The organism is Baekduia sp. (genome assembly GCF_035685985.1).
In the GTDB taxonomy this organism is placed as follows: Bacteria; Actinomycetota; Thermoleophilia; order Solirubrobacterales; family Solirubrobacteraceae; genus Baekduia.
This window is the reverse complement of record NZ_DASRZV010000033.1, coordinates 57738-73725: the sequence shown is the minus strand read 5'-3', so window position 1 is coordinate 73725 and position 15988 is coordinate 57738. Positions and strand designations below refer to the sequence as shown.

The 15988-nt window shown below is 72.7% G+C and carries 14 protein-coding genes; 8 read left to right on the top strand and 6 right to left on the bottom strand.

Features of this window, described 5'->3' with window-relative positions; translation table 11 throughout:
• Positions 1 to 4: 4 nt before the first annotated feature.
• Genes VFG42_RS21850 through efeB form a run of 3 tightly spaced genes read left to right on the top strand, consistent with a single transcriptional unit; the run spans position 5 to position 2190 of the window.
• Positions 5 to 493 carry a nuclear transport factor 2 family protein gene (locus tag VFG42_RS21850; RefSeq protein ID WP_324910934.1) on the top strand — a complete coding sequence of 163 codons (489 nt, stop codon included), beginning with the start codon at positions 5 to 7 and terminating at the stop codon, positions 491 to 493.
• Positions 490 to 930 carry a hypothetical protein gene (locus VFG42_RS21845; protein WP_324910933.1) on the top strand — a complete coding sequence of 147 codons (441 nt, stop codon included), beginning with the start codon at positions 490 to 492 and terminating at the stop codon, positions 928 to 930. Before VFG42_RS21850 ends, VFG42_RS21845 begins: the two co-directional genes overlap by 4 nt.
• 36 nt (positions 931 to 966) lie before the next feature.
• The gene (gene efeB, locus VFG42_RS21840) at positions 967 to 2190 is read left to right on the top strand and encodes an iron uptake transporter deferrochelatase/peroxidase subunit (RefSeq protein WP_324910932.1); all 1224 of its coding nucleotides are present in this window, start codon (positions 967 to 969) and stop codon (positions 2188 to 2190) included.
• A 7-nt stretch (positions 2191 to 2197) separates the two neighbouring features.
• Here the strand turns inward: efeB and VFG42_RS21835 are convergent, their stop codons facing one another.
• The 3 genes from VFG42_RS21835 to VFG42_RS21825 form a co-directional block, all read right to left on the bottom strand.
• Positions 2198 to 3712, bottom strand: coding sequence for a sugar transferase (locus tag VFG42_RS21835; protein WP_324910931.1), 1515 nt, complete (start codon positions 3710 to 3712; stop codon positions 2198 to 2200).
• Positions 3713 to 3822: 110 nt separating this feature from the next.
• Positions 3823 to 4770, bottom strand: coding sequence for a UDP-glucuronic acid decarboxylase family protein (locus VFG42_RS21830; protein ID WP_324910930.1), 948 nt, complete (start codon positions 4768 to 4770; stop codon positions 3823 to 3825).
• A gap of 37 nt (positions 4771 to 4807) precedes the next feature.
• Complete coding sequence (locus VFG42_RS21825; protein ID WP_324910929.1) at positions 4808 to 5971, bottom strand: molybdenum cofactor biosynthesis protein; 1164 nt, start codon at positions 5969 to 5971, stop codon at positions 4808 to 4810.
• A gap of 59 nt (positions 5972 to 6030) precedes the next feature.
• Between VFG42_RS21825 and VFG42_RS21820 the strand changes: the two genes are divergently transcribed.
• From VFG42_RS21820 to VFG42_RS21800, 5 genes are all read left to right on the top strand, one after another.
• Entirely contained in the window at positions 6031 to 7779 is a 1749-nt protein-coding gene (locus VFG42_RS21820; protein WP_324910926.1) for a hypothetical protein, read from the top strand.
• A 59-nt stretch (positions 7780 to 7838) separates the two neighbouring features.
• Positions 7839 to 9458: an acyl-CoA mutase large subunit family protein gene (locus VFG42_RS21815; protein WP_324910925.1), complete on the top strand. Its 1620-nt coding sequence runs from the start codon at positions 7839 to 7841 to the stop codon at positions 9456 to 9458.
• A gap of 141 nt (positions 9459 to 9599) precedes the next feature.
• Positions 9600 to 11453 carry a diguanylate cyclase gene (locus VFG42_RS21810; RefSeq protein ID WP_324910924.1) on the top strand — a complete coding sequence of 618 codons (1854 nt, stop codon included), beginning with the start codon at positions 9600 to 9602 and terminating at the stop codon, positions 11451 to 11453.
• A 9-nt stretch (positions 11454 to 11462) separates the two neighbouring features.
• Positions 11463 to 11933, top strand: coding sequence for a DUF2269 family protein (locus VFG42_RS21805; protein ID WP_324910923.1), 471 nt, complete (start codon positions 11463 to 11465; stop codon positions 11931 to 11933).
• Between the two features lie 101 nt (positions 11934 to 12034).
• Entirely contained in the window at positions 12035 to 13357 is a 1323-nt protein-coding gene (locus tag VFG42_RS21800; RefSeq protein WP_324910922.1) for an RCC1 domain-containing protein, read from the top strand.
• A gap of 2 nt (positions 13358 to 13359) precedes the next feature.
• On the opposite strand, the gene VFG42_RS21795 is transcribed toward VFG42_RS21800, so the two are convergent.
• Genes VFG42_RS21795 through VFG42_RS21785 form a run of 3 tightly spaced genes read right to left on the bottom strand, consistent with a single transcriptional unit; the run spans position 13360 to position 15847 of the window.
• The gene (locus VFG42_RS21795; RefSeq protein ID WP_324910921.1) at positions 13360 to 14370 is read right to left on the bottom strand and encodes a multicopper oxidase domain-containing protein; all 1011 of its coding nucleotides are present in this window, start codon (positions 14368 to 14370) and stop codon (positions 13360 to 13362) included.
• Positions 14367 to 14753 carry a cupredoxin domain-containing protein gene (locus VFG42_RS21790; RefSeq protein WP_324910920.1) on the bottom strand — a complete coding sequence of 129 codons (387 nt, stop codon included), beginning with the start codon at positions 14751 to 14753 and terminating at the stop codon, positions 14367 to 14369. Before VFG42_RS21790 ends, VFG42_RS21795 begins: the two co-directional genes overlap by 4 nt.
• Positions 14750 to 15847 (bottom strand): hypothetical protein, encoded by a 1098-nt coding sequence (locus VFG42_RS21785; RefSeq protein WP_324910919.1) that lies wholly within the window; start codon positions 15845 to 15847, stop codon positions 14750 to 14752. Before VFG42_RS21785 ends, VFG42_RS21790 begins: the two co-directional genes overlap by 4 nt.
• Positions 15848 to 15988 lie beyond the last annotated feature (141 nt).

Below are 15988 nucleotides of genomic sequence, written 5' to 3'. Positions count from 1 at the left end.
ACCGATGTCGGGATGGACGAAGGTGGCGGCGGGCGCGATCGGCGCGGCGGCCGCCCGCGCGGCGTACACGGGCGCCACGCGCGCGCTGCTGCGACGCAACGTCAAGGCGCTGATGGCCGGCGACCCCGGGCCGCTGCTGGCGCTCTACCACCCCGACGCGGTGCTGACGTTCCCCGGCGAGCACTCGTGGGCGCGCGCCTACCGCGGCCGCGACGAGATCGCGGGCTTCCTGCGTCGCTTCCTGGACGCGGGCCTGCGCGGCGAGCTGGGCGCGATCTTCCTCGACGGCCCGCCGTGGGCGACCCGCGTCGCGATCGAGTTCGTCGACCACGCCCACGACCCGCGCACCGGCGAGCGGATCTACGAGAACCGCGCGGTGATCGTCCTGCGCACGCGCTGGGGCCGCGTCGTGGCCGAGGAGGTCTACGAGGACACCCAGAAGGTCGCGGCCTTCGACGAGCGCCTCGCCGAGATCGACGCGGTGACGGGGTGACCGGCCCGGAGGTCGTCAAGGCCGCGCACATCGCCTCGGCCTTCGCCGCCTACGGGCTGCCGCTCGCCTACCCGTTGCTCATCCCCTACCTGCGCCGCCACCACCCGGGCACGCTGCCCGGCGTCCACGACGCCCAGCACCGCTTCAGCGTCTGGCTGACCGGGCCGTTCACGGGCCTGCTGCTGGTCTTCGGCGTCTACCTGGCGACCAAGGAGCACCAGTGGGACCGGGCCTACGTGCAGGCGGGCCTCACGGCGATCGCGATCATCGGCGCCGCCGGCGGGCTGATCGTCCGCGACACCGCCAAGCTCGCGACCCTCGCGGCCGCCGGCTTCGGCGCCGAGTACGACCGCGTCTACCGCCGCTACCTGGTCACCGAGACCGCCCTTGGCGCGCTCGTGATCCTGATGATCTTCCTGATGACCGTTAGGCCCTAACATGTTCGGCCGCCCTAACTTCGGGCGCTCGAACCCATGGCTTTCACCCGACGCGCATTCCTCGCCACCGGCGGCGCGACCGCCGCGGCCGCCGCCGCGGCCGGCGTCGGCTACGCGGCTGGCCAGGACACCGGCGACGACGGCAGGCCCGGGTCCGGGTCGCACGTCGTCGACTTCCACGGCGACCACCAGGCCGGCATCGCCACGCCCGCCCAGGACCGCCTGCACTTCGCCGCCTTCGACGTCACCGAGGGCGTCACCGCCGCCGAGCTGCGCGACCTGCTGAAGCAGTGGACGCAGGCCTCGGCGACGATGGCCGGCGGCAGGCCGATCGGCACCGGCGCCGCGGGCGCGCCGCTGGCCCCGCCCGACGACACGGGCGAGGCGCTGGACCTCACGCCCGCCAACCTGACCGTCACCTTCGGCTTCGGCGCCTCGCTGTTCGACGACCGCTTCGGCCTGGCCGCCAAGCGGCCCAAGAAGCTCACGCGGCTGCCCGACCTGCCCGGCGACGCGCTGGACCACGACCGCTCCGACGGCGACCTCTGCGTCCAGGCCTGCGCCGACGACCCCCAGGTCGCCTTCCACGCGATCCGCAACCTCGCGCGCATCGGCCGCGGCCTGGTCACCGTCCGCTGGTCGCAGCTCGGCTTCGGGCGCACGTCGACGACCTCGCGCGCGCAGGCGACGCCGCGCAACCTGCTGGGCTTCAAGGACGGCACCGCGAACATCAAGCTCGAGGACCGCGCCGCGCTGGACCGGTACGTCTGGGTCGGCGGCGACCGCCCCGACGAGCCCGCGTGGCTGAAGGACGGGTCCTACCTGGTGGCGCGCCGCATCCGCATGCTGATCGAGGTCTGGGACCGCGCGTCGCTGAAGGACCAGGAGCAGACGATCGGGCGCACGAAGGTCATCGGCGCGCCGCTGGGCGGCAACGACGAGTTCCAGGCCTTCGAGCCGCGCGCGCTGCCGCTGGACTCCCACGTCCGCCTCGCCCACCCGGACACCAACGGCGGCATCCAGATCCTGCGCCGCGGCTACTCGTTCACCGACGGCCTCGAGTCCCTCGGCCAGCTCGACGCCGGCCTGTTCTTCCTGGCCTACATGCGCGACCCCAGCGCGTTCGTCGCGCTGCAGAACCGCCTCGGCGCCCACGACTCGCTCAACGAGTACATAAAGCACGTCGGCTCCGGCCTCTGGGCGATCCCGGGCGGGATCAAGCCCGGCGGCTACGCCGGACAGTCGCTCTTGGAGAGCTAGGCGGCCCTCAGAACGCCCCGCGCCGTGTGAACACGGCGGGCACGGTCTTCATCAGGATCGAGAGGTCGAGGAAGACCGACCAGCGCTCGAGGTAGAGGAAGTCGAGGCGGACGAGGTCGTCGAAGTCGAGGTCCGAGCGGCCGGAGACCTGCCAGAGGCCGGTGATGCCCGGCAGCACGAGGTAGCGCTTCTTGTGCCACTCCTCGAGGCGGTCGAAGTCGCGCTGGGGCAGCGGGCGCGGCCCGACCAGCGACATGTCGCCGCGCAGGACGTTGATGAGCTGCGGCAGCTCGTCGATCGAGAAGCGGCGCAGCACGCGGCCGACCTTCGTCACGCGCGGGTCGTGGCGCATCTTGAACAGCGCGCCGCTGGCCTCGTTGTGCTCCTCCAGCTCGGCCTGGCGACGGTCGGCGTCGGCGTACATCGTGCGGAACTTCAGGCACGGGAACGGCGCGCCGCCGATGCCCGGACGCCACGACTGGTAGAAGACCGGCCCGCGCGAGGTGAACTTCACCAGCGCCGCGCACAGCGCCAGCAGCGGCGACAGCAGCGCCAGCAGGAGGCTCGCCACCGCGAGGTCGAACGAGCGCTTGACCGCGAAGTCGATGCCGTCGAAGACCGGCGGCTTGAGCTCGAACAGCGGGACCGACTGGCCCGGCACGAACTCCGCGCGGTGGATGAGGATCTCCATCGTCGACGGCGCGATCCGCACCACGACGCCGCGCTGGTGGCAGGTGTCGACGAGCTCCAGCGCCCGCTGCTGCGGGAACGCGGGGTCGGCGATGATGACCTCGTCGACCTTGTGGCCCTCGACGATGTCGCCGATGTCCTCCAGCCCGCCGAGCGACCGCAGCCCGTTGTCGGGGCGCGGCGTCAGCGACACGAACCCGACGACGTTGACCGGCGCGTTGCCGCCCGCCGCCAGCAGGGCGTGCGCGACGTCCTCGATCTGCTCGCCGGTGCCGACCAGCACCGCGCGGCGCTTGTAGCCGGCGCTGCGCAGCATCCAGCCGGTGGCCTGCTCGTAGGCGTAGCGCGCCGTGGAGACGTAGGCCACCGCGAAGAACAGCGTGCCGTAGAAGATGTAGTAGGAGGAGAACTCCTCGCCGTTGACCACGGCGAAGATCAGCGCGACGAGCGTCGTCTGGAACAGCGACGCGACGATCCGCGTCAACCCGGGGCGCTGCGCGCGCTCCGCGTACAGGCCCGACCGCGCGAACAGCAGCGACGCGACCAAGAACGCGAACGGCACGTAGTCCTTGGCCTGCTCCCAGGAGACGTGCGGCTCCCAGGCGTCGCGCGCGACGGCCTTCAGGCACAGCGCGGTGAAGATCGCCAGGACGATCGCGCCGAGGTCCAGCGCCAGCAGCGAGACGACCCGCGCCCCGCGCCGCAGCGTCGACCACCGCAGCAGGAACGAGAGCAGCGGCGGCCGCTTGGCGCGCATGTCCCGATCGGGCAGCACGTCGAAGGCCGGGAGCTCCAGGCCGCCTCCGAGCTTCGCGGGGTTGACATCGGGCATCTGCCGTTCCTCAACGGACGAGGGTGGCAGATGTCGCGGGTTCGGCATGCGAAATACGTTTCAAGGCGCGCCAAGAAGCGGGATCGGCCCGCTCCGACGGCCGTTAGACGCTAGCGTGCGGCGCCGACGAGCACGTCGACGCCCGATTCGTCGAGCGTCCGCTGCAGGCCTTCGCGGAGCTGCACCTCGGGCTCCCAGCCCAGGATCTCCTTGGCCAGCGCGATCTCCGGCTGGCGGATCTGCGGGTCGTCGGTCGGCAGCGCCTCGTGGACGATCTCCGACGAGGAGCCCGTGAGCTCGATGACCGTCTCGGCCAGCTCCAGCAGCGTGAACTCGTTGGGGTTGCCGACGTTGACCGGGTCGTGGTAGCCGGACTCGGCCAGCGCGATCATGCCGCGGATCAGGTCGTCGACGTAGGTGAACGAGCGGGTCTGCTTGCCCTCGCCGAAGACCGTGATCGGCTTGCCCGACAGCGCCTGGCGCAGGAACGTCGGGATCGCGCGGCCGTCGTGCGGGCGCATGCGCGTGCCGTAGGTGTTGAAGATGCGGATGATCGCCGTGTCCACGCCCTGCTGGCGGTGGTAGGCCATCGTCAGCGCCTCGGCGTAGCGCTTGGCCTCGTCGTAGACGCCGCGCGGGCCGATCGGGTTGACGTGGCCCCAGTAGCTCTCGGGCTGCGGGTGGACCTGCGGGTCGCCGTAGACCTCGGAGGTCGAGGCCAGCAGGAAGCGCGCGCGGTGCGCCTTGGCCAGGCCGAGCGAGTGGTGCGTGCCGTGCGAGCCGACCTTCAGCGTCGCCAGCGGCAGGCGCAGGTAGTCGATCGGCGAGGCGGGCGAGGCGAGGTGGTAGACGAAGTCGACGGGCTCGTCGACGAAGTACGGCGACACGATGTCGGTGTGCAGCAGCGTGAACTCGGGGACCCGGATGTGCTCGATGTTCCGCAGCGTGCCGGTCTCGAGGTTGTCCACGCAGATGACGCGGTTGCCTCGGCGCAGCAGCTCGTCGCACAGGTGCGAGCCCAGGAAGCCGGCGCCGCCGGTGACCAGACAGGTAGCCATGCGTGAGAGCCTAGCCGCCGGTCGTCGGGCCGGGCCTCTAGGCCGCGAAGTCCACGTGCACGTGGCGCCCGCGCTCCAGCAGCACGACGCGCCCGGCCTCGCGCAGCGCGAACAGGGCGGCGCGCTCGTCGGGCGTCAGGTCGACGTCGTGGGGCGGCCGCGTCCCGGCCTCGGCGTAGCGGCGCTCCAGCGCGAGCGCCTCGGCGTCCAGCGGCGGCGGCGCGATCGCCGCGTCGTCGCGCGGCTCCTCGCCGCGCTCCAGCGCGACGAGGCGGACGAGCGCGTCGTTGGTCGGCCCGTGGCGGCGCGCGGCGCCGTCCAGGACGGTGGCCTCGCCGAGCAGCTCGTCGTCGCCCAGGCGGCGGACCTCGACGACGTCGCCGCGCACGGGCGCCGGGTCCAGCGCCTCGACGCAGCGCAGCTGGTGGAAGCGCCCGCCCAGCCAGCCGACGCGCGCCTCGGCCTCGGCCACGCCGTGGACGACCAGCACGTGCCCGCCGTGCTCCAGGCGCGCGTCGATCGCGACGTCCAGGACGCGGCCGCCGAGCGGCCGCTCGGCCTCGGGATCCGCCGGAGCGTCCGGGGTCTCCGGCGCGCCCGGCACCGCGCCCTCCGCCCACGCGCCCTCCTCGCGCTTCCAGATCGGCGCCTCGGCCTTGATGCGGTCGATGATCTCGCGAGCGCCCGCGAACGCCTCGGGCCGGTGCGGTGCGCTGGCGGCCACGACCACCGACGCCTCGCCCAACGCCACGCGCCCGTACCGGTGGTCGGCCGCCGCGCGGCAGAGCCCGTGGCGCTCGATCGCCTCGGCGACGATCGCGTCGATCCTCTCGGCGGCCATCTCCGCGTAGGCCTCGTAGTCCAGGAACGCGACGTCGCGCGTGGTCCCGCTGAACGTCACGATCGCCCCCGCCCGCGGATCGCGCACGCGCTCGGCCACCGCGTCCAGCGACAGCGGACCGTCGACGACCGCGCCGCCGCTGACCGGCGGGACGACCGCCAGCTCGTCGCCCGGCGCCAGCTCCACGTCCGGATCGGCGTACTCGCGGTTGACGGCGAGCACCAGCGACGTGCCGGGCGCCAGGTGCTGGACGGCGGCCAGCGCGTCGGCGACGCGCGCGCCCTCGGGCAGGTCGAGCACCAGCTCGTCCCTCCCGGCCCGCTCCCGCAGGCCCGCGAACAACCGGACGCTGACCTTCACCAGCGAAACAGTACGGGCCTTCGCGCGTAAGCGACGGGCGCCTGCCCCGTTGCGCGAGCATGCGAACGCCACGATCCGCCGCGCTGGGCGCGGCCGCCGCCCTCGCCCTGCTCGCCCCCGCGGCCCCGGCCGTCGCGGGCATCTGGTCGCCGATCGCCTCCGGCACGACCGCCGACATCACCGCCGTCGACGACGTCCGTCAGGACGTCCTGCTCTACGGCACCGCCTCCGGGCAGCTGCTCGAGAACGGCGCCGTCCGCGCCACGTTCGCGGGCCGCTCGATCAACGACATCGCGCTCAACCCGTCCGGGTCGATCGGCCTGGCGGCCGCGTCCAACGGCCTGCTGCTGCGGACCACCAACCACGGCGACAGCTGGACGACGATGACGCTGCCCACGACCTACGCCCAGCCGACGCCGTGCGCGTCGACCGGGCCCAAGAGCCTCCCGATCACGGGCAACCTCAACGCGGTCGCCTGGGCGAGCGACACGGTGGCCTACGTCGTGGCCGCCGACCAAGGCGTCGTGCTGAAGACCGTCGACGGCGGGGCGACCTGGGCCGACGCCGGCCGCCAGAACGACGGCAGCTGCCGCGTGAACACCCACGGGAAGCTCCTCACCGACGTCGCCACCGTCCCCGGCTCCGGCGTCGCCTGGTTCGTCGACGACTCGTTCGGCGCGACGTCCGTCACCACGGACGCCCTGGCGACGCCCGCCCCGCGCCGTGCCACCGCCAGCGCCGTCAACTGCTTCGACCACCGCCCGCGGCTGGCGCTCGACGTCGACAACCCCAACCGCGCGTTCATGGTCGACCGCTGCGACGGCGCGCTCCAGCTCGGCACGACGACCGACGGCGGCACCAGCTGGGACCTGTCGCACCGCTACTTCGCCGGCGACCCCGACGCGCTGCGCGGCCTCAACGACGTGGCGATCGCCGGCGGCTCGGCGATGGCCGTCGGCAACGACGGCGCGATCCTGATCGCCAACGACACGCGCGACGTCTACTTCCAGCGCGCCGACGGCGCGCTCTCCACCACCGACTGGCTGTCGGTGTCCAAGCGCGAGGGCGCGCACGCGGTCGTCGGCGGCGCCGGCGGCGCGCTGATCCAGACCGACCGGGCCGCGCAGATCCCGGACGTCGTCCCGCCCGCGGGCACGGTGACCGGGCCGACGACCGCGACGGCGGGCGTCCCGGTCACGCTCACGCTCGTCGCGGGCGACGACGCGGGCGGCAGCGGCCTCGCGCCGGCGGCCACCGTGTGGACGGCGCCCGGCGTGCCCGCCCCCGCCTTCGTGCCCAACGCCGTCGGCGGCGCGGCGACGTTCACCTTCTCCGCGGCCGGCGTCTACCCCGTCACGGCCACCTTCGAGGACCTGGCGGGCAACCGCGCGACCGCCGGGACGACGGTGACCGTGAGCGCGCCGATCAAGGGCCCGGCCCCGACCCCGACCCCGAACCCGACGCCGGCCACGTCCACCCGGACGACGACGGCCTCGGTCCCCGGCGCGAAGCTCTCGCTCGGCGTGCCGCGCGCGTGCGTGGCCCCCGGGGCGACGTTCCGGGTCACGCTCACCTGGAAGAAGCAGAAGCGCAAGGGCAACCGCTTCGTCAAGGTGCGCCGCGCCGACTTCTACGTCGGCGCCAAGCGGGTCAAGGTCGACACCAAGGCGCCGTTCACGCAGACGCTGACGATCACGGCCGGGACGAAGTCCGGCTCAACGGTCACGGTCCGTGCCCGGGCCTACGTCAAGGTCTCCAAGGGCAGGTCGCCGACGAAGTCGATCACGACCACGGTCAAGGTCTGCTGAGCCCACCCAGCCGGGGGTCGTGGCACCCGATCGGGCTACCGGTCCGTAAAGTTCGGGGCATGGCCACGACCCCTGCTGAGGAGCGCCTCACCGTCGCGCCGATCGTCGGCCCCGACGATCCGAGGCACTTCACCGACTCCGGCATCGAGATCAAGCCCCTCTACACGGCGGCCGACGTCCCGGCCGACCTGGAGCTGGGCGAGCCCGGCGAGTTCCCGTACATCCGCGGCCCGCACCGCGAGATGTACCGCAAGCAGTTCTGGACGATGCGCCAGTACGCGGGCTACGCGTCGGCCAAGGAGTCCAACGAGCGCTACCGCTACCTGCTGTCCAAGGGCGGCACGGGCCTGTCGATGGCCTTCGACCTGCCGACGCAGCTCGGCCTCGACAGCGACAACCCGCGCTGCCTGGGCGAGGTCGGCCGCACCGGCGTCGCGATCGACACGATCGACGACATGCGCACCGCGTTCGACGGCATCCCGCTGGACCAGGTGTCGACGTCGATGACGATCAACGCGCCGGCCGCCTGCCTGATGCTGCTGTACGAGCTGGTCGGCGAGGAGCAGGGCGTCGAGTCCAAGCTGCTGCGCGGCACCACGCAGAACGACGTGCTCAAGGAGTACATCGCGCGCGGCAACTACATCTACCCGCCCGGCCCGACGATGCGCCTCACGACGGACCTGTTCGCCTACTGCAAGGAGAACATCCCGAAGTGGAACACGGTGTCGATCTCCGGCTACCACTTCCGCGAGAAGGGCTGCTCGGCCGTCCAGGAGGTCGCGTTCACGCTGTCCTCCGGCATCGCCTACGTGCAGGCCGCGGTCGACGCGGGCCTGGCCGTCGACGACTTCGCCCCGCGCCTGGCCTTCTTCTTCAACGGCCACAACAACGTCTTCCAGGAGGTCGCGAAGTTCCGCGCCGCCCGGCGGATGTGGGCGCACATCATGCGCGACCGCTTCGGGGCCCAGAACCCCAAGTCCATGATGCTGCGCTTCCACACGCAGACCGGCGGCGTGACGCTGACCGCCCAGCAGCCGGAGAACAACATCGCGCGCGTGGCGCTGCAGGGCTTCGCCGCGGTCTGCGGCGGCACGCAGTCGCTGCACACCAACGGCTACGACGAGGCGCTGGCGCTCCCGACCGAGCGCGCCGCCAAGATCGCGGTCCGCACCCAGCAGGTCATCGCCCACGAGTCGGGCGCGACCGACACGGTGGACCCGTTCGCGGGCTCCTACTTCATCGAGGCGCTGACCGAGGAGATCGAGTCGCGCGCGACCGAGCTGATCGCCAAGGTCGACGAGCTGGGCGGCAGCGTCAACGCGATCGAGTTCATCACCGGCGAGATCGACGAGTCGGCCTGGGGCTACCAGGAGCGCTACCGCCTCGGCCAGGACATCGTCGTCGGCGTCAACAAGTACGAGGAGGACGAGATCGAGGTCCCGGACCTCCTCCGCGTGGACCCCGAGTCCGAGAACCAGCAGGTCGCGCGCCTCAAGGCGTTCAAGGAGAACCGCGACCAGCAGCAGGTCGACGCCCAGCTGGAGCGCCTGCGCAACGCGGCCCAGGGCACCGACAACGTCCTGCCCTACATCAAGGACGCCCTGCGCGACCGCGCCTCGCTCGGCGAGGTCTGCGGCGCCATGCAGGACGTCTTCGGCAAGTACCAGCCGAAGTTCTGACGGGGCGGCGCGCCCCGCGCGCCGCCCAGGTTCCCGACACGGACGGTGTGCTTCCGGGTACACCGTCCGTCGGAGAGAGCTGTGGAAGGACCAGGACGGAGCCTGCCTGATTGGGTCTGGGACGCGCAGGACGAGGGCGCGGTGCTCCTGGACGCCCACCGGCGGGTCGTCGCGGCCAACCGGGCCGGGCGAGCGCTGCTGGGCGTCCGGGCCGGCGACGTCGTGGCCCAGCCGGCGAACGCGCCGTCGCACGTGCGCGTCCGCGAGCGCGCCGGCCCGGACGGCGACACGCTGGTCACGCTGACCGACGTCTCGCGCGAGATCCGGGCGCGCGAGCGGGTCGAGCTGATCGCCGAGTCCGTCGAGGAGTTCCTGTTCCGCCGCCGGCTGGCGCCCGACGGCACGGCGCCGGTGATCTACGCCAGCCCGGGCGTCGAGCGCCTGATCGGCGGGACCGTCCCGCCCGGCGAGAGCGTCGAGCAGGCGTGGACCGCCGCGATCCACCCCGAGGACTGGCCGCGCGTCGAGGCCGGGATGCGCGGGACGCTGCGCGGCGAGCCCAGCGCGCTGGAGTACCGGATGGTCGGCCTGGACGGGCAGGTGCGATGGGTGCGCTCGCGCACGCGCATCCGCGTCGAGCGCGACACGACCTACGTCGACGGCGTCGTCGCCGACGTCACCGCCGAGCACCAGTTCGCCGAGGACATGGCGCGCTTCCGTGGCGTGGTCGAGGCGTCCGGCTCGGCGATCGCGCTGCTGGACCCCGACTGGCGCGTGCGCTGGATGAACTCCGCGGGCCTGGCGATGACCGGCCTGACGGCCGAGACGATGGTCGGCGTCCCCTACCTGGAGCTCGTCGGCGACGAGGCGCGGGTCGACCACCTCAACGCGGAGCGCCCGACCGTCGAGCGCGACGGGCGCTGGTCGGGCGCCAGCGTCCTGCTGTCGATCGACCGCACGCGGCGCCCGCTGCCGGTCGAGGCGACCACCTACCGGATCCTGCACCCGACGACCGGCCGACCGCTCGGCCTGGCCTGCATCCGCCGCGACGTCAGCGACACGCGGCGGCTGGCGCGCGAGCACGAGGCGATCGGCAACGTCGCGACCGCGATCGCGGCCGGCCTCGGGCGCGACGAGCTCTACGAGGCCGTCTGCCGCGAGGCCGCGCACCTGCTGGGCGCCGACGCGGGCGGGATCGCGATGCTCGGCGCCGGTCCCGGCGCGCGCATGGTCGGCACGTGGCGCGCGCCCGGCTCCGACGACCGCCTGGAGCTGGCGATCGCCCGCCTCGCCCCCGGCCTGCGCGCCGACGGCGCGGGCGGCGACGCGTGGGCGCTGGATCTCGGCGACGGCCACCACGGGCTCGGCGCCGCGGTCGTCGCCGAGGGCCGGCCGTGGGGGCTGATCGTCGCCTGCCGCGTCGGCGGGCCGTTCTCGGCCGAGGACGAGCGCGCGCTGAGCCGGCTCGGCGGCCTGGTCGGGCTCGGCGTCGGCGTCGCGAGCTCGCGCGAGTGGCTCGTGCGCCAGGCGACGACCGACGGCCTCACCGGCCTGGTCAACCACCGCGCGTTCCACGATGCGCTGCGCGCCGAGGCCCAGCGCTGCACGCGCTACGGCCATCCGCTGTCGGTGGCCGTGCTCGACCTCGACGGCTTCAAGGGCGTCAACGACCGCCATGGCCATCAGGTCGGCGACGAGCTGCTGGTCGCCGTCGCGCGCGGCCTGGAGCGGATGACGCGCGCGACCGAGGTCGTCGCCCGGCTCGGCGGCGACGAGTTCGCGATCCTGCTGCCGGAGACGACCGCCGAGGGCGCGCGGGCGACCGCCGAGCGCGTCCGGGCCGCCGTCGCGGCGCTCCCCGGCGCCGTCGCCCACGGCGTCACCGCGTCGGCGGGCGTCGCCGATCTCGAGCGGACGGGCTCGACCGAGGAGCTGCTGCGCGCGGCCGATCGCGACCTCTACCGCGCCAAGGGCCTTCGCCTGACCGACATGTAGGCTCAGGCCATGCTCGCGATCACGTTCTACGGCGTCGTGCTGGCCGTGCACATCATGGCGGTCGTCGTCGCGTTCGGGTTCGCGTTCGCGTTCCCCGCGTTCATGCCGTGGGCACGCCGCACGCACCCCGAGGCGATGCCGGTCATCCACGAGCTCACCGGTCGCCTGGGGCGCTTCGTGATGGCGCCGGCGATGGTGCTCGTGCTGGCCGCCGGGGTCTACCTGGCCTCCAAGGCCGACGTGTGGTCGGAGACCTGGGTGTCGGTGCCGCTGCTGATCCTGATCGTCATCGGCGCGCTGAGCGGCATGGTCTTCGCGCCCAGCGATCGCAAGCTGGCCGAGCTGGCCCGGCGCGACCTCGCCGCCGGCGGCGAGCTGTCGGCCGAGTACGACGCGCTCTTCCGCCGCGTCGCGTTCTTCGGGCTGATCCTGATCGCGCTCGTCCTGATCGCGATCTTCTTCATGGCCGCCAAGCCGTAGGACTAGCCGATCGCCGGTCGCGCGCGCCGGCCATCGGGTGTAGAAGCGACGCTCCAGAACCTTTCCCGAGGGGGTCCGTCGTGCCCGGCCGTCGTCTTGTCGTGTCGTTGGTCCTCGCGCTCGCCGCGTGCGCTCCGGCGTCGGCGGCCGTCGTCTCGCCGAGCGGGACGTTCACGTCGGTGGGCGTGGGGCGCGCGTTCGTGTGCGCGGTGCGCGCGAGCGACGCGTCGCTGTTCTGCTGGGGCAACGACGCCTACGGGCAGGCGACGCCGCCGTCCGGCACGTTCACCGCGGTCAGCGCCGGCGACGAGCACGCGTGCGCGATCCGGACCGACCAGACGCTCGTCTGCTGGGGCTACCAGGTGCCCGGGAAGGCGACGCCGCCGCCCGGGACGTTCACCGCGATCAGCGCCGGCTACCTGGACTCGTGCGCGATCCGGACCGACCAGACGCTCGCGTGCTGGGGCTACGACGACGTGCCCGGCCAGGTCGCGGCGAGCACGCCGACCGGGACGTTCACGGCGGTCAACGAGCGCGGCAACAACGAGGCGTGCGGGGTGCGCACCGACCAGACGCTCGCCTGCTGGGGCAGCAACGCGGTCGGGCAGTCCGCGCCGCCGCCGGGGACGTTCGTGTCGGTCGGCTCGACCGACGGGTTCGGGTGCGCCGTCGCGACGACGGCGTCGATCGCGTGCTGGGGCATGGCCAAGTACGTGGCGACCCAGCCGAGCACCAGCGACTGGGCCACGGTCAGCGCGGGCGGGGAGTACGCGTGCGGGCTCCACGTCGACCAGACGCTCGGATGCTTCGGCCTCGACGGCAGCGGCGTCCAGTCGCCGCCGGCGGGCCGGTTCACCAGCGTCGTCGCCGGGACGTTCTTCGCGTGCGCGATCGCCGTCGACCGGTCGCTGACCTGCTGGGGCCTGGCGCCGGCGCTGCCCACGGCGCCGCCGCCCGACGACGGCGGCACGCCGCCCGCGCCGACCCACACGACCACCACGACGACACCCCCGCCGCCCCAGACCACACCGACGCCGACGCCGTCCCACACCGGCACGACGCCGACGCCGACGCCCGGGCCCGCCGCCGGCCACGCCGCGCCGGCCATCACCGCCGCCCAGGCCTTCACGCTGCCCTCCGCCAAGCGCTGCGTCTCGCGCCGCCGCTTCACCATCCACATCAAGAAGATCCGCGGCGTGACGTTCGTCGGCGCGGTCGTCAAGGTCGCGGGCAAGCGCGTGAGGACGATCGCGCGCAAGCGGATCTCCGCGCCCGTCAACCTGACCGGCCTGCCGAAGGGGACGTTCCGCGTGTCGATCACCGCGCGGACGTCCGACGGACGCGCGGTCACCGGGACGCGCGCCTACCACACGTGCGCGCCGCGGCGGGCGCCGTCGTCGTCGTCGTCGAAGCCGAGGTTGTAGCCCTACGGCGAGACGAGGTAGTAGCCGACCATCCCCGCCTGCATGTGGGTCATCACGTGGCAGTGGTAGAGCCAGCGGCCGGGGTCCTGCTCGCGGAAGCGGATCCGCACACCCTGTGAGGGCAGCAGCCCGGGCGCGTCGCCGAAGCCGTCGGACGCGGTGACGTCGTGCCAGCGGTGGCCGTGGATGTGGAACGTGTGGAACTCGCTGCCGAGCGTCAGCACGTTGAACGCGACGTCCTGGCCGACGCGCGCCGTCGGCGTCGGCGTGTTGCCCGCGTAGGCGCGGCCGTTGATCGCGCTGAACGCCTTGCGCGCCTTGATGTCGGCGGGCATGTACATGTGGAAGAAGATCGTGTGCTCGACGTCCGGCGGCGGCTCGTCGCGCGGGCGGACGACGATCGCGCCGAAGAGGCCCAGGTTGGTGGACATCATCTCCATCGGCCCGTGGTCGTGGTAGGGCCAGACGCCGATCGAGTCGTCGCCCGCGGTCCACTCGTAGGTGTACGACGCGCCGGGCTTCACCGCGCCGGACGGGCGCGTGTAGATCCCCATGTACGTGCCGTCGTCGTTGGGCGCGTAGTGCACCCCGTGCGGGTGCATCGTGTGCGGCATCTTGTACTTGGTGTCCTCGTTGCGGAAGTGGATCCGCAGCGTGTCGCCGGGGCCGGCGCGCAGCACGGGGCCGGGGATCCCGGCGTTGTCGCCGATGCCCGCGGGCGGCAGCGGCTGCTCCCAGTTGGGCGTGCAGGCGACGTAGGCCAAGGCGTCGTACTTGACGTTCTTGACCTTGCCGTCCTTCCAGGCGTCGTGCCCGGTCGGGACGATCGACCAGCGCACGTTGCGCGCCGCGATCCAGTACTCGCGCACGCCGGGCGGCGAGGGCGCGGCCTGCGCGGCGCGGGCCCGGGCCGGCGCCTTGGCGGTCGCCGCCGTCGGCCCGCCGCCACCCGCCGCGACCGCCACCGAGCCCATCCCCAGGCGGCAGAGGAGGTCGCGGCGCGACAGGCTCACTTGGCGGCCTTCTTGACGACGACCGTCATCGTCATGACCGCCTGGTGCTGGCTGCAGTACAGCTTGTAGGTGCCGGCCTTCTTGAAGGTGTAGGAGTAGCTCCCGGCGCCCTGGGTCGGGGAGTGGAAGTCGGTGGGGCCGGAGTCCACGTAGACGTCGTGGAGGTTGAAGCCGCTGGAGTGCCAGACCCACTTGACCTTGTCGCCGGCGTGGAGCGTCAGCTTGGTGGGGTCGTAGTAGTCGTCGTTGACGCCGACCTGGTGGGTCTTGGCCTTGGGCTTGGTCTTGTGGGGCTGGGCGACGGCCGCGGGAACGACCGCGGCCGCGGCCGCCGCCAAGATGGCGGCGCCCGCGGCACCCCTGCGCGCGGCCTTGCTGCTCATTGCGTGACCGTGATCTTCCCTCGCATGAACGTGTGGATCGCGCAGAAGAACGAGTAGGTCCCGGGCTTGGAGAACGAGACCTTCACGCTCTGCGGGAACGGCGTCTTGCTGTCGCCGTCCAGCACCCCCGAGTTGACGAACCCGTCACCGTGGTTGGTGCCGTCGATGACGACCGGCTGCCCCGGAGGATCGCTCGGGAGCGCCCACTTCGGGTCGAACGCGAGCGTCGGCGGCCCGGTCTTGCCGGTGCCCGGCAGCGGGCCGATGAACGTCGCGTCGGCGGCCTTGATCGCGGCCTTGATGTCGTTGGAGAACGTGAACGTGTGGTCCTCGGACGTGCCCGCGGACATCGTCAGCGTGATCGGCGTGTTGACCTTCGTCGTCAGCGCGGCGGGCGTGAAGCGGAGCAGGACCGCGGTCTTCTTGTCCGGGCCGGCGATGACCGTGTCGGCCGGCGCCTTCTCCTTGTTCAGCTGCTTGAGCGCCGCGATGCCCTTGGCGAGCTGCGCGGCGACACGCTGCTCGTCGGCCTTGGCCGAGGGAACGGCCTTGCTCTTGGGGACGACCGTGACCGTGCCCTTCATGCCCGGGTGCAGCACGCAGTAGTACGTGTAGGTCCCGGCCTTGGGGAACTTGACGACGAACGGCTTGGGCGCCTCGCCCGTCGGGAACCCGGAGCCCACCGGCTGGGTGCCGTCATAGGCCTTGCCGGAGCCCGAGCCGAGGCCGACGATCGCCGGGATGACCGGCGTGCCCTGGCCGTTGAACCAGAACGGCTTGCCCGCGGCGTCGTTGACGCCGGTGATCGGGATCGACGGGTCCAGCGACGCCAGCGGCGGCGGTGCCTCGCCCTTCTTGGGGAAGTTGACGAGGTGGAAGCTGTACGGCTGGAACTTCACCGAGTCGCCGGCGTGGACCGAGATCCCCGACGGGAAGAACTGGTTGAGGTCGCCGTCCTTCGGGACGCCCGGAGGCGCCTTCTTCAACGGCGGGCCGAGCGCGACCGTCTTGGTCGCCGCCGATGCCGCTGCCGGCAGGGCGAGACCACAGGTGGCCAGGGCCGCGAGCGCGATCCTGAGACTTCGATGCTGCACGATGACGACTCCCCAAGGTTTTGCGGGTGGGCAGAACTGCGACTGGACCTGAGAACCAGCTCCCGCGCTGGGCGCCGCGGGAAGAACGTAAGCGACGGTGAAGAGTCGGTGAAGGTGGTAGACCGCACATCGGGCAACCCC

Bases quoted from the DNA above. Each gene is read 5' to 3' on its own strand.
- VFG42_RS21830 (WP_324910930.1), bottom strand. From the start codon at position 4,770: ATGGCTACCTGTCTGGTCACCGGCGGCGCCGGCTTCCTGGGCTCGCAC.
- VFG42_RS21820 (WP_324910926.1), top strand. From the start codon at position 6,031: ATGCGAACGCCACGATCCGCCGCGCTGGGCGCGGCCGCCGCCCTCGCC.
- efeB (WP_324910932.1), top strand. From the start codon at position 967: ATGGCTTTCACCCGACGCGCATTCCTCGCCACCGGCGGCGCGACCGCC.
- VFG42_RS21850 (WP_324910934.1), top strand. From the start codon at position 5: ATGTCGGGATGGACGAAGGTGGCGGCGGGCGCGATCGGCGCGGCGGCC.
- VFG42_RS21815 (WP_324910925.1), top strand. From the start codon at position 7,839: ATGGCCACGACCCCTGCTGAGGAGCGCCTCACCGTCGCGCCGATCGTC.
- VFG42_RS21805 (WP_324910923.1), top strand. From the start codon at position 11,463: ATGCTCGCGATCACGTTCTACGGCGTCGTGCTGGCCGTGCACATCATG.
- VFG42_RS21835 (WP_324910931.1), bottom strand. From the start codon at position 3,712: ATGCCCGATGTCAACCCCGCGAAGCTCGGAGGCGGCCTGGAGCTCCCG.
- VFG42_RS21790 (WP_324910920.1), bottom strand. From the start codon at position 14,753: ATGAGCAGCAAGGCCGCGCGCAGGGGTGCCGCGGGCGCCGCCATCTTG.